Genomic DNA, 11949 nt, shown 5'->3' on the forward strand with positions numbered 1-11949 from the left:
GCGGGGACGCCGGTCGGCGCCCCCGCACCACCCCGCCGTCAGGAGACCTGGTCGTACACCGTCCCGGCGGGCGCCTTCCCGGCCTCGATGGCGACGCGGGGCTTGAACGGGACCTTGTAGTCCCCCGTACCGGTGTAGAAGTACGCGGCGCCCGCCGCCGTCCGGGCGTACAGGTCGGGACGGCCGTCCTTGTTGCCGTCACCGATGCCGACGACGTCCGCGTACACGCCCCAGCCGCCGCCGATCCGCGTCCGCGGCGCGAACGTGCCGTCCCCCTTGCCGAGGTACAGCCACAGCACGCCGTCCTTGTCGCGGGCGACCAGGTCACCGGTCGGGTTGCCACCGATCTGGCCCGTGGCCGTGAGCTGGTTGTAGATCCCCCAGCCGAAGCCGATCTTCTTCCGGGGCTCGAAGGGAGCCGTCGCCGACCCGGTCGACTTGTAGAGGTACAGGTCGCCGGCCTTGTCGACGGCGACCAGGTCCGCGCGGCCGTCGCCGGTCAGGTCGCTGCCGCCGGTGAGCTGCGCGTACGTGTTCCACCCGCCGCCGATCCGGATGCGCGGCTCGAACGGGCGGGACGGGCCGCCCAGCACTCCCTGGTGCAGCCACAGCCCGCCGTCCCGGTCCCGGGTCACCGTGTCGGGCGCGCCCGAACCCGCGACGTCGCCGACGGACTCGATGCGGTCGTACATGTCCCAGCCGCCCCCGACTCCGTAGTCGACCGCGGCGACGAGCCGTCCCGACGTTCCGTCCCAGCGCGTGTCGAGCCGGGTGAGGGAACCGTTCGTGCTCCGCGCGAGCAGGTCGGGCGAGCCGTTGTCGCCGTAGTCGTGCGCCTGGGGCCTGCGCGTGACCGTGAACGTCCCGGTGGCCGTGGCCGTCGGCATCCCGTTCCACGGTGTCGCGGTCACCTTCCAGTCGTACGCGCCGTTGGGTGCGGCCTCGCGGGTGCGGGTCCACTCGTCCAGCACCACGCCCTCCCAGTCGAAACCGACGGAGCCGTCCGGGAAGACGCCGGAGCCGGAGGCAGGCCGGACGAACTCCGTCCAGGTCTCCCCCGTCGCCTTGCACGTGAGCTCGACGGCGAAGTCCGCCCGCGTGGTGGAGAACCGCCAGGCCATGCGGGGCCGGGGCGTGCGGTCCATGTCGAGGACGGCCGGGATGCCGGTGCCGACGTACGTGGCGGGGGCGGCGCCGTCGCCGGGCTCACCGGTGGAGGCGACCAGCTCGGCGGCGGGCTGCCCGTCCGCGCCGACCGCCACCCGGTAGACGCCCTCGCCGTGTGCGGCGGTGACGCCGAGGACGATCAGCGTGCCGTCGGGTCCCTGGGTGGCCTGCGAGGCGTGGTCGAGCAGTTTCACGGTCGCCCCGTCCTTCAGCGAGCGGGCCGAGAACGTGTGCCAGGGGGTCGCGTCTCCGGTCGTGGCCCCGAACGCGAACCAGTCGTCTCCCAGCAGGCCGCCGGCGAGCTCCGCCGTGGCGTCGGGGCCGAGCGGGGTCCGTACGACCTCGCCCTGCTGCCCCCGTACGGCGGTGGCGAGCACGGCCTTGCCGTCCGCCTGCTCGACCCAGGCGACCCGTCCGGGTGAGAGGGACGCGAGCCGGGGAAGGCCGTACGAGGGATTGTCGGTGGTCCCGGGGACCCGGTCGTAGAACTCGACGGCGCGGGCGGTGGCGAGGTCGACGACGGCCGTCCCGCCCTTGCCCGAGGCGTAGTCGTAGGAGCCCACGAGGGCGGCGCCGGGCAGGGAGGCGCCCGGCAGCCAGTCGCTCTCGAGGCCCGCGGGCACGCCGGCCACCGTACTGACCCGTGGGCTTCCCCCCGGGCTGATCAGCCGTAGAGCGGACCCGTCGTAGCTGCGTGAGAGGAGCCTCGAACCCGCCGCGCCGCTGATCTCGCCGTTCAGCTCGGGGACATCCGACGCGTTGACGGTGACCGGCGCGGCACCGGTCGCCATGTCGTACACCCGCGCCTCCTCGATCGAGGGACGGGTGGAGCTCTGCCGGATGGCCGTGACGGAGTCCGAGGCGGAGCCGTAGGCCCAGGTGTAGTGCTTGTCCGACTCGATGACCGTGGACACGCCGTCCGCGTAGCGGGTCCAGCGCGAGACGCCCTCGGGGTCCTCGGAGAGGAACCCGGTCTTCCCCGCGCCGAGCAGCGTGCCGCCCGAGGCCAGGAACGGCACCCGGATCGGTGCGGCGGCGTCCTGGACCGCCCCGGCCGAGACGGCGGCGGACGCGGACGGGACGGCGGCCGCGGCCGGGACGGCGAGGCCGGCGGCCGTCACCGCGGCGAGCACGACGCCCACCGAGATCGACAGACGCCGGTGAGACGGAGCGGCGGTACGCAAGGTGTGTTCCTCCCCCAAGCCGATGGATGCCCTCTCCGACCCACCGCCCCGTCGAAAGGTTGTACGAGTACGGGGACGGGGGTGCCGATCGGCACCCCCGTCCCCGTACTCGCGTACGACCGTTCCCGCCTACGCGGCCGTCGCCAGCCGCTCCCGCGCCACGAACCGCACCTGCGGGTGCCCGTGGCGCCAGCGCATCGCGACCTTGAGGCCGCCGACCCGGGCCAGGACCAGGCCCACGACGACCGCCGCGGCGAGCGAGATCGCACCGCCGGCGACGAAGCCGACGCGCGCGCCGTACGTGTCGGTGACCCAGCCGAGCAGCGGGGCGCCGATCGGCGTCCCGCCGGCGAAGACCATCATGTAGAGGCTCATGACCCGGCCCCGCATGGCGGGGTCGGTGGCCATCTGGACGGCCGAGTTCGCGGTGATGTTCACCGTGAGGCCGAGCAGGCCGATCGGCACGAGCAGCAGCGCGAACAGCCAGAACGCCGGCGACAGGGCCGCGGCGATCTCCAGGACGCCGAAGACGGCCGCCGTGATCACCAGCATCCGCAGCCGGGTCGAGCCGCGGCGCGCGGCGGCGAGGGCGCCGACGAGGGAGCCGGCCGCCATCAGGGTGTTGAGGAGGCCGTACGCGCCGGCGCCGACGTGGAAGACGTCGCCGGAGAAGGCGGTGAGCCAGATCGGGAAGTTGAACCCGAAGGTGCCGATGAAACCGACGAGGACGATCGGCCAGATCAGGTCCGGCCGCCCGGCGACGTACCGCAGCCCCTCCCTCAGCTGGCCCTTGCCGCGCGGGGCGCGCTCCACCTTGTGGAGCTCGCTCGTCCGCATCAGCAGGAGGCTCGCGAGCGGGGCGAGGAAGGACAGGCCGTTGAGGAGGAAGGCCCAGCCGCTGCCGACTCCGGCGATGAGGACACCGGCGACGGCGGGGCCGATGAGCCGCGCGGACTGGAAGTTCGCGGAGTTGAGCGAGACGGCGTTGCGGAGCTGCTTCGGGCCGACCATCTCGGAGACGAAGGTCTGCCGGGCCGGGTTGTCGACGACCGTCACCATGCCGAGGAGGAAGGCGATCAGGTAGACGTGCCAGACCTGGACGGAGCCGGAGAGGGTGAGGACGGCGAGCGCGAGGCCGCAGAGGCCGAGGGCGGCCTGGCTGACGAGGAGCAGGCGCCGCTTCGGGTAGCGGTCGGCGATGACACCGCCGTACAGCCCGAAGAGCAGCATCGGCAGGAACTGCAGGGCCGTCGTGATGCCGACGGCGGCGGCCGAGCCGGTGAGGCTCAGGACCAGCCAGTCCTGGGTGATCCGGGCCATCCACGTACCGGTGTTGGAGACGATCGCTCCGGTGAAGAACAGCCGGTAGTTCCGGATCCCGAGCGAGGAGAAGGTGTCTCCGAAGAGCCTTCCTCCCCGCCCGCGGGTGTCGAGGGTGGGTTGATGGACGGGTGCGGAGTCTGCTCCGGGTCCCGTACTCAAAGTGCGTCGCCTCCTTGGCGCATCGGTTCAGAGATGGGCGAGCTTCTCCAGGACCGGAGCGGCCGCGCGCAGCTTGGCCCACTCGTCCTCGTCCAGGCCCTCGGCGAGGGAGGCCAGCCAGGCGTTCCGCTTGCGGCGGGACTCCTCGAGCATGGCTTCGGCCTGCTCGGTCTGGCTGACCACCTTCTGCCGGCGGTCGTCGGGGTGCGGCTCCAGCCGGACCAGTCCCTTGGCTTCGAGCAGCGCGACGATGCGGGTCATCGACGGCGGCTGGACGTGCTCCTTGCGCGCCAGCTCGCCGGGGGTGGCGGAGCCGCAGAGCGACAGGGTGCCGAGCACCGACATCTCGGTGGGGCTCAGCGACTCGTCGACGCGCTGGTGCTTGAGGCGTCGGCCCAGTCGCATGACGGCGGAGCGGAGCTCGTTCACGGCGGCGGCGTCGTCGGCGGTGCCGTGGGACAGGTCAGGCATGGTCATTAGGCTAACTCATTACTCTGTCTAAATACCAACGGAGGCGCGCCAGCGTCGCACGGATCACACCCGTAAGGCCCATAGGGGGCATAGGGGGCGGCAACCGGGGTGCCCGCAGGTCACGCTTCGGCATCCATGTATCACCCAAATGAGTGAGTCGGATCCGGAAAGTGACGCAAAGAGGCCCCGGCTGCCCCGACCCTGAACGGCATGGGATCGACAGTGCTCAGCCTGCGCATCGACGGTGAGCTGCTCGACCGGCTCAGGAGTCACGCCGCGAAAAGAGGAATGAGCGTCCAGGACTACGTGGCCCGGACGCTCATTCGCGAGGATTTCGACGAGCGGTTCAAGACCGCCGTCGACGAGACGGAGAAGTTCTACGGCTCACGCGGAGCCGCGACCGACGATCACGTGAGGCCGAGCGCCGGCATCGCGTAGTAGAAGACGAAGACCGCCGACACGACGTACATGGCCACCGGGACCTCACGGCCCCGGCCGGCCGCCAGACGCAGCACGCTGAACGAGATGAAGCCGATGCCGATGCCGTTCGTGATCGAGTACGTGAACGGCATCATCAGCATGGCCAGGAACGCCGGCACCGCGATGGTGTAGTCGGCCCAGTCGATCTCCTTGATCGAACCGGCCAGGATCAGGAAGCCGACCGCGAGCAGCGCGGGCGTGGCCGCCTGCGACGGGACCATCGTGGCGAGCGGCGTGAGGAACAGCGCCACCGAGAACAGCGCGCCGGTCACGACCGAGGCGAGACCCGTACGGGCACCCTCGCCGACGCCCGCCGTGGACTCCACGAAGCAGGTGGTGGCCGAGGAGGAGGTCGCACCGCCGGAGGCGACGGCCAGGCCGTCGACGAGGAGGACCTTGTTGATGCCGGGGAAGTTGCCGTCCTTGTCGATCAGCTTGGCCTCGTCGCCGACGCCGAGGATCGTGCCCATCGCGTCGAAGAAGCAGGACAGCAGCACGGTGAAGACGAACAGGACGCCGGTGAGGACGCCGACCTTGTCGAAGCCGCCGAAGAGGCTGACCTTGCCGACCAGGCCGAAGTCGGGCGAGGCGACCGGGTTGCCCGGCCACTCCGGGGTGGTGAGGCCCCAGGACGGGACCTTCGCGACCGCGTTGATCACCATGGCCACGATCGTCATGACGACGATCGAGATCAGGATCGCGCCCGGCACCTTGCGGATGATCAGCGCGAGGGTGAGGAGCGTGCCCAGGATGAAGACGAGGACCGGCCAGCCGGTGAGGTGGCCGTCGCCGCCGAGCTGGAGCGGGACGGTGGTGTGCGCGGCGTCGGGGATGCGGGAGACGAAGCCCGAGTCGACGAGGCCGATCAGCATGATGAAGAGGCCGATGCCGATCGCGATGCCCTTGCGCAGGCCGACCGGGACGGCGTTCATGACGCGCTCGCGCAGACCGGTGGCGACGAGGAGCATCACGACGATGCCGGCGAGGACGACCATGCCCATGGCGTCCGGCCAGGACATCTTGGGCGCGAGCTGGAGCGCGACGACCGTGTTGACGCCGAGGCCGGCGGCGAGGGCGATCGGCACGTTGCCGATGACACCCATGAGGAGCGTCGTGAACGCCGCCGTGAGGACGGTGGCGGTGACGAGCTGGCCGCTGTCGAGCTGGTGCCCGTACATGTCCTTGGCGCTGCCGAGGATGATCGGGTTCAGCACGATGATGTAGGCCATCGCGAAGAAGGTGGCGAAACCGCCACGGATCTCGCGGGCGACGGTGGAGCCGCGCTCGGAGATCTTGAAGTAGCGGTCGAGGCCGGAGACGGGACCCTGGTCCTGGGGAGTCTCCTGGGGCGTGGCCTTGGCGGTGGCCGTCGAGCTCATGGGGTTCCTCTTCGGAGGTTCAGAGAAGTCCTTTTTTGGCGGTTCATACGAGTGGAACCCGCCAGAGGCAAACCGTTTCAGTATGAACACATGAACGAGCGGGCGTCTATCTCCGCGCGTAGACACGAAAACGGGCGGCCTAAACTGAGCCCATGGCGAAGTGGACACCGAAGCACGAGGCACCCGAGCCCCTCGAAGGGCCGGTCGTCGCCACCATCACCGGCGGAACGATCCTCTGGTTCGTCCTCTTCCTCGCACAGCTCCCCTTCTACGGCTGGTTCGACGACCGGGGCATCACCTCGTGGATCTGGACCTGCCTGGCCGGAGCGGGGCTCGGCCTGATCGGCATCTGGTACGTGCGCAAGCGGGACGCGGCGATCAAGCGGCACGCGGCGGCGCAGGCTGCGGGCGAAGAGCACGCACAGCCGTAGCCCCTCCCGGGGGAAGCCCCTCCGGCAGGCAGCCCCTCCTCGGCAGGTGAACGACCGAATCCGGTCGTACCGTCGAAACCATGACTCAGCGGGCGAAGATCGACACGGACGGCGGCGAGACCGGCCCACAGCCCGGGCCGGCGGAACCGCCGGTCGTCCATCACCCCGCCGGACTCACCGCCGCCCAGGTCGCCGAGCGCGTCGCGCGCGGGGAGGTCAACGACGTCCCCCTGCGCAGCTCCCGCTCGACCACGGACATCGTCCGGGCGAACGTCTTCACCCGCTTCAACGCGATCATCGGCGTGCTGTGGGTGATCATGCTGATCGTCGCGCCGATCCAGGACAGCCTCTTCGGCTTCGTGATCGTCGCCAACACCGGCATCGGCATCGTCCAGGAGCTCCGCGCCAAGAAGACCCTCGACGGGCTCGCCGTCATCGGCGAGGCGAAACCCACCGTCCGGCGGGACGGCGCGGCCGCCGAGATCTCCACCTCCGAGATCGTCCTGGGCGACCTGATCGAGCTGGGCCCGGGCGACAAGGTCGTCGTGGACGGCGAGGTGGCGGAGGCCGACAGCCTGGAGATCGACGAGTCGCTCCTCACGGGCGAGGCCGACCCGGTGGTGAAGAAACCCGGCGACCGGATGATGTCCGGCTCGTTCGTCGTCGCCGGCGGTGGCGCCTTCACCGCCACGAAGGTCGGACGCGAGGCGTACGCGGCGCAGCTCGCCGAGGAGGCGTCCCGCTTCACGCTGGTCCACTCGGAGCTGCGCACGGGCATCTCCACCATCCTCAAGTACGTGACGTGGATGATGGTCCCGACCGCGATCGGGCTCGTCATCAGCCAGCTCGTGGTCAAGAACAACGACTTCAAGGAAGCGGTCGCCCGTACGGTCGGCGGCATCGTCCCGATGATCCCCGAGGGCCTCGTCCTCCTCACCTCGGTCGCCTTCGCCGTCGGCGTCATCCGGCTCGGCCGCCGGCAGTGCCTCGTGCAGGAGCTGCCGGCGATCGAGGGCCTGGCCCGGGTCGACGTCGTCTGCCTGGACAAGACGGGCACGCTCACCGAGGGCGGCATGGACGTGACGGACCTCCACCCCCTCGACGGCAGCGACGAGGCGTACGTACGGAAGGTGCTCGGCGCCCTGGGCGAATCCGACCCGCGCCCGAACGCCTCCCTCCAGGCCATCATCGAGGCCTACCCGGAGACGGTGGAGTGGCGCTGCACGGAGAGCCTGCCGTTCTCGTCGGCCCGCAAGTACAGCGGGGCGTCGTTCAGCGAGGGGAACGGCGAGGACTCGACGTGGCTCCTGGGCGCGCCGGACGTCCTCCTGCCCCCCGGGGACCCGACCCTCCCGGAGATCGACCACCTCAACGAACAGGGCCTGCGCGTCCTCCTCCTCGCCCGTACGACCCACGAGCTCGACTCCCCTCAGGTCACCGCCGACACCCGCCCCACCGCACTCGTCGTCCTGGAACAGCGCCTGCGCCCCGACGCGGCCGACACCCTCGCCTACTTCGCCGACCAGAAGGTCGCCACCAAGGTCATCTCCGGCGACAACGCGGTCTCGGTGGGCGCGGTGGCGGGAAAGCTGGACATGCCGGGCGCGGAGAACACGATCGACGCCCGGCAGCTCCCCACCGACCGGGAGGAGATGGCGAAGGTACTGGACGAGAACGCGGTCTTCGGCCGGGTCACCCCGCAGCAGAAGCGGGACATGGTGGCGGCGCTCCAGTCCCACGGCCACACGGTCGCGATGACGGGCGACGGCGTCAACGACGTCCTGGCCCTGAAGGACGCGGACATCGGCGTCTCGATGGGCTCGGGCTCGGAGGCGACGAGGGCGGTGGCGCAGATCGTCCTCCTGAACAACAGCTTCGCGACGCTCCCCTCGGTGGTGGCGGAGGGCCGCCGCGTCATCGGCAACATCACCCGCGTCGCGACGCTCTTCCTCACGAAGACGGTCTACTCGGTGCTCCTGGCGATCCTGGTGGTCGTCTCCCAGGTGGAGTACCCCTTCCTCCCCCGCCACCTGACCCTGCTCTCCACCCTCACGATCGGCGTCCCGGCCTTCTTCCTCGCGCTGGCCCCCAACAAGGAACGCGCGCGGCCGAACTTCGTCCGCCGGGTGATGCGGTACGCGATCCCCGGCGGCGTCATCGCGGCGGCGGCCACCTTCACGACGTACCTCCTGGCCCGCCACCACTACACGGGCACGGACGCCCTGGGGGCCGAGACCAGCGCGGCCACCCTCACGCTCTTCCTGGTCTCCATGTGGGTCCTCGCGATCATCGCCCGCCCCTACACCTGGTGGCGCCTCGCCCTGGTCGCCGCCATGGGAGCCGCCTTCCTCCTGGTCCTCGCCGTCCCGTGGCTCCAGGACTTCTTCGCCCTGAAACTGGTGGGCGTGACGATGCCGTGGACGGCGGTGTTCATCGCGGCGGGCGGTTGCGTCCTGCTGGAGGTGGCATGGAGGTGGGTGGACCGGAGGTTCCCGGCGTAGGGAGGCTGCCCGGTGCGGCTCGCGATCGGGCCCGAAGCTCAAGGTTCGCGCTTCGAGCGGTGTTTGAGGGAATGGGGTCGGGCTCGGACTTCAACCCACCCGCCCACCCTGCGACTTGACGGAGAGTCGCCGACTTGCCACGCAGTGTCATATGCCTCTAGCGTGACGGGCACCGCTTGAAACAAGCGACCCCCACAAGGTGCTGGAACACCTGGAGGGGGTCTCACCATCAAGATCGAGAGAAGTCGGTCCTCATGGCTAACGCCGAGTTTAGTGATGCCTTCCACCCCCTGGCCAACCCGGGGTACGGGAAGCGTTCCGCGCCGCACCAGGAGCCGCGCGGGCCCCACGACTTCGCCCACCTTCCTGCCCGCGAAGCCGCCATCGCCGCGTACATCGACCGGTTGCCCGAGGGCAGCGACATCTCGGTGAAGACGCTGGCCAAGCAGACGCCGTACGGCCAGTGCGCCCTGCGCACCGCCCTCAACCGCATCCAGCGGGCCGGTCACCTACGACGCGGACGCGAGCGCCTCGACGGGCGCTGGATCACCCGAACGTGGTTCACCCGAACGCCACGCGACAGCGCCTGGTGGGCCGCGTTCCAGCAGGGCGACGTCCCCCGCGAGAAGACGGCGCCGAAACGGACGCGGGCCTACGTCCTGCTGGCCGCGCTCGGCCGTACGAACTCCGCCCTGTCCCTGTCCCACGCCGAATGCCGCGCGCTCACACCGCTCGTCGAGGAGTGGTTCGACCGCGACGCCACCGACGAATTCGTCCTGCGCGCACTCACCACCGGCCTGCCGCAGCCCGTCCACCACCCCGCCGGCCTCGTCCGCCGCCGCCTCACCGACAAGCTGCCACCGCTGCCCGTCCAGCGCACACCCGCGCCCCTCCGCATCCTCGAATGCGGCACCTGCGGCGCGCCGGGATACGCCGACACCCTCCGCGACGGCGACTGCGGCCCCTGCCGGGGCGAAACCGTCCCCCGACCGCGTACCCACCTCCCGGCCACCCAGGTCCACACGCGGGCCGCCACCATCCGGGAAGGGCTGGAAGCGGCGCGGAGGTGACGCGTCAGCTCAGGAAGGTCTTCCGCCACTCCAGCGGCGACATGGTGAGCGCGGCCTCGGCGAGAGCCTGCGCGGACGGTGTCTTGAGGCTGTTCAAGGACGTGTCGATCCAGTCCTGGACCAGGGTGTTGCCCTGGGCGCGGTACTCGACGGCCTGGACGAGGCACTCCAGCTTGTCCGCGTCCTTGGCCACGATCGCCTCGGGCGTGTCGTTGGCCTCGTACTCCTCGACGACCCGCTGCACCCCGGCCTTCACCGCCGGGTGCGCAGCGGACACCTGGTCGGCGGTGACCGTCTGATTCGTGGCGGCGTCGATGTAGCGACGCCCGATGTGCGGGATGTCCCCGATCCGGGTCTCCTGCGTGTCGTGGAACAGGCACATCAAGGCGACCTTGGCGGGATCCACCCCCTCCATCATGGCGAGGACGGCACCGATGACACCCACGCGGAACGAGTGCTCGGCGATCGACTCGGGGTTGTTGTTGCCGGTGAACCACCATCCGGTCCGCTTGGCGTTCTTGAGAACGCCCATCTCGAAGATGAACCCGGCCGTCCCCTGCGCGTTAGCCGTCTCGTCTGCCATGTGGTGACCTCCGGTTCTCAGGTGCGATCACGCAAAACGTAATGCACGGTGTCGAGTTCGTGACGGGCTCTTCCCGAAGCGGCGCCTTCGTCCAGCAGCCGGCCTGTGCGCTGTGCCAGGTCCGTTGCGAGTGAGGTCGACGCCTGCGGAAGCCACGGGTGGGCGGTCAGCAGGGCCTACAGAGTGTGCGCGTACAGATCGACGTATCCCGGAGCGTGGTGCATTCCGTACGTGAGTCCGCGTAAGAGCGTGACGGGATCCCAGCCGGTCAGTTCCCGGTCCTGCATGAACTGGTCGTCGGACTGGGGAAGCCTTACGCCGCCCAGCCAGTATGCCCAGTAGTTGAGGTTCGCGGCCTCGGCGGTGTCGTCGCCGGCCAGAGACCGCTCGATGAAGTCCAGCAGGGGCTGGGGGTCTCCGAGTCGGGCCAGCGCCGTCGCGGTCGACCGTGCTTCCGCCCAATGCTCCGACCACCCCCGGCGTGCGAGAACTCCCCGTCGGGCGTGCAGGGCGTACGCCGTCCACGCCGCCGCTTCCGGACCTCGGTCGTACGATGCGAGGTAGAGAGCCTGCCGGTGCAGGAGCGTGCCACCCCCAGGCCTTCGGGCATCCTCGGCAGTCCTGCGCAGCCGGTCGAAGAACAACGCCCGGTCGGCCGCTCCCAGCAGCGGGGCGGCAGTGACGGGTCCCCTGCGGGGGACCGGGATACGGCCGGCCAGTGCCGGGGGCGCCACTCCGGTCAGTGCCCAGGCCAGCATGTGGGCGGTATCTCTGGTGTGGACCCAGGACGCGAGCGGGTGCAACCCGATGTGGTCCGGGGGCTCCAAGGCAGCACCGATGATCTGGTCGGCGTCCATCGCAGCATCCAACAGCCCCACCACCGTCGGGTCCGCGCCAAGCGCCCCCAGCCGACGTCGCAGCGCCAGCAGCGCTCCGGCCTTCATGTTCGCAAGCGGTCTGCGGCCGGACTCCCACCCCTGCATCGTGCCCAGATCCACGCCGAGCGCTTCCGCCATGGACACCTGCGTGCGCGGGATGCTCTCCCGCGCTGTCCGCAGAACGAATCCCGCGACGGTTCCGGCGACCGCGCGTCCCCGCGCAGGCGGCTTCACCATGTCGGCTCCCGAGAGTGCTCCATCCCCAACACGTACTGCCAGTCAGTCCTACCGCGTCTGCGCCGACCGTACGTTCAAGAGGCGGA

At 70.4% G+C, this 11949-nt stretch carries 10 protein-coding genes; 4 read left to right on the forward strand and 6 right to left on the reverse strand.

What is annotated here, in order from left to right; genetic code table 11:
• Positions 1–38: 38 nt before the first annotated feature.
• From ACFYX3_RS04620 to ACFYX3_RS04630, 3 genes are all read right to left on the reverse strand, one after another.
• Entirely contained in the window at positions 39–2351 is a 2313-nt protein-coding gene (locus ACFYX3_RS04620) for an FG-GAP repeat domain-containing protein (protein WP_389007874.1), read from the reverse strand.
• Between the two features lie 129 nt (positions 2352–2480).
• Complete coding sequence (locus tag ACFYX3_RS04625; RefSeq protein WP_376585682.1) at positions 2481–3833, reverse strand: MFS transporter; 1353 nt, start codon at positions 3831–3833, stop codon at positions 2481–2483.
• A 27-nt stretch (positions 3834–3860) separates the two neighbouring features.
• On the reverse strand, positions 3861–4304 hold the full coding sequence (locus ACFYX3_RS04630; protein WP_116165386.1) for a MarR family winged helix-turn-helix transcriptional regulator: 444 nt from the start codon (positions 4302–4304) through the stop codon (positions 3861–3863).
• A gap of 210 nt (positions 4305–4514) precedes the next feature.
• On the opposite strand from ACFYX3_RS04630, the gene ACFYX3_RS04635 reads away from it, so the two are divergent.
• Positions 4515–4742 carry a ribbon-helix-helix protein, CopG family gene (locus ACFYX3_RS04635; protein WP_116159561.1) on the forward strand — a complete coding sequence of 76 codons (228 nt, stop codon included), beginning with the start codon at positions 4515–4517 and terminating at the stop codon, positions 4740–4742.
• Here ACFYX3_RS04635 and ACFYX3_RS04640 read toward each other — a convergent pair.
• The gene (locus tag ACFYX3_RS04640; RefSeq protein WP_359514363.1) at positions 4712–6163 is read right to left on the reverse strand and encodes an NCS2 family permease; all 1452 of its coding nucleotides are present in this window, start codon (positions 6161–6163) and stop codon (positions 4712–4714) included. The two genes, ACFYX3_RS04635 and ACFYX3_RS04640, sit on opposite strands and share 31 nt — an antisense overlap.
• A gap of 152 nt (positions 6164–6315) precedes the next feature.
• Between ACFYX3_RS04640 and ACFYX3_RS04645 the strand changes: the two genes are divergently transcribed.
• The 3 genes from ACFYX3_RS04645 (at position 6316) to ACFYX3_RS04655 (ending at position 10165) form a co-directional block, all read left to right on the forward strand.
• Positions 6316–6594, forward strand: coding sequence for a DUF2530 domain-containing protein (locus tag ACFYX3_RS04645; RefSeq protein ID WP_389007877.1), 279 nt, complete (start codon positions 6316–6318; stop codon positions 6592–6594).
• Between the two features lie 80 nt (positions 6595–6674).
• Positions 6675–9095 (forward strand): cation-translocating P-type ATPase, encoded by a 2421-nt coding sequence (locus tag ACFYX3_RS04650; protein ID WP_389007879.1) that lies wholly within the window; start codon positions 6675–6677, stop codon positions 9093–9095.
• A 254-nt stretch (positions 9096–9349) separates the two neighbouring features.
• On the forward strand, positions 9350–10165 hold the full coding sequence (locus ACFYX3_RS04655; protein ID WP_389007881.1) for a hypothetical protein: 816 nt from the start codon (positions 9350–9352) through the stop codon (positions 10163–10165).
• Positions 10166–10169: 4 nt separating this feature from the next.
• On the opposite strand, the gene ACFYX3_RS04660 is transcribed toward ACFYX3_RS04655, so the two are convergent.
• Together ACFYX3_RS04660 and ACFYX3_RS04665 are read right to left on the reverse strand one after the other, a co-directional pair.
• Positions 10170–10748 (reverse strand): HD family hydrolase, encoded by a 579-nt coding sequence (locus tag ACFYX3_RS04660; protein ID WP_389007883.1) that lies wholly within the window; start codon positions 10746–10748, stop codon positions 10170–10172.
• 176 nt (positions 10749–10924) lie between these two features.
• Positions 10925–11764: an XRE family transcriptional regulator gene (locus tag ACFYX3_RS04665; RefSeq protein WP_389007885.1), complete on the reverse strand. Its 840-nt coding sequence runs from the start codon at positions 11762–11764 to the stop codon at positions 10925–10927.
• Between the last annotated feature and the right edge of the window lie 185 nt (positions 11765–11949).

This window comes from Streptomyces sp. NPDC002463 (genome assembly GCF_042889835.1).
Classification (GTDB): domain Bacteria; phylum Actinomycetota; class Actinomycetes; order Streptomycetales; family Streptomycetaceae; genus Streptomyces; species Streptomyces nymphaeiformis.

What these genes read in the sequence shown, in the direction of transcription:
- ACFYX3_RS04630 (WP_116165386.1), bottom strand. Translation starts at nt 4,304, where the DNA reads ATGCCTGACCTGTCCCACGGCACCGCCGACGACGCCGCCGCCGTGAAC.
- ACFYX3_RS04635 (WP_116159561.1), top strand. Translation starts at nt 4,515, where the DNA reads ATGGGATCGACAGTGCTCAGCCTGCGCATCGACGGTGAGCTGCTCGAC.
- ACFYX3_RS04640 (WP_359514363.1), bottom strand. Translation starts at nt 6,163, where the DNA reads ATGAGCTCGACGGCCACCGCCAAGGCCACGCCCCAGGAGACTCCCCAG.
- ACFYX3_RS04645 (WP_389007877.1), top strand. Translation starts at nt 6,316, where the DNA reads ATGGCGAAGTGGACACCGAAGCACGAGGCACCCGAGCCCCTCGAAGGG.
- ACFYX3_RS04650 (WP_389007879.1), top strand. Translation starts at nt 6,675, where the DNA reads ATGACTCAGCGGGCGAAGATCGACACGGACGGCGGCGAGACCGGCCCA.
- ACFYX3_RS04655 (WP_389007881.1), top strand. Translation starts at nt 9,350, where the DNA reads ATGGCTAACGCCGAGTTTAGTGATGCCTTCCACCCCCTGGCCAACCCG.
- ACFYX3_RS04660 (WP_389007883.1), bottom strand. Translation starts at nt 10,748, where the DNA reads ATGGCAGACGAGACGGCTAACGCGCAGGGGACGGCCGGGTTCATCTTC.
- ACFYX3_RS04665 (WP_389007885.1), bottom strand. Translation starts at nt 11,764, where the DNA reads ATGGCGGAAGCGCTCGGCGTGGATCTGGGCACGATGCAGGGGTGGGAG.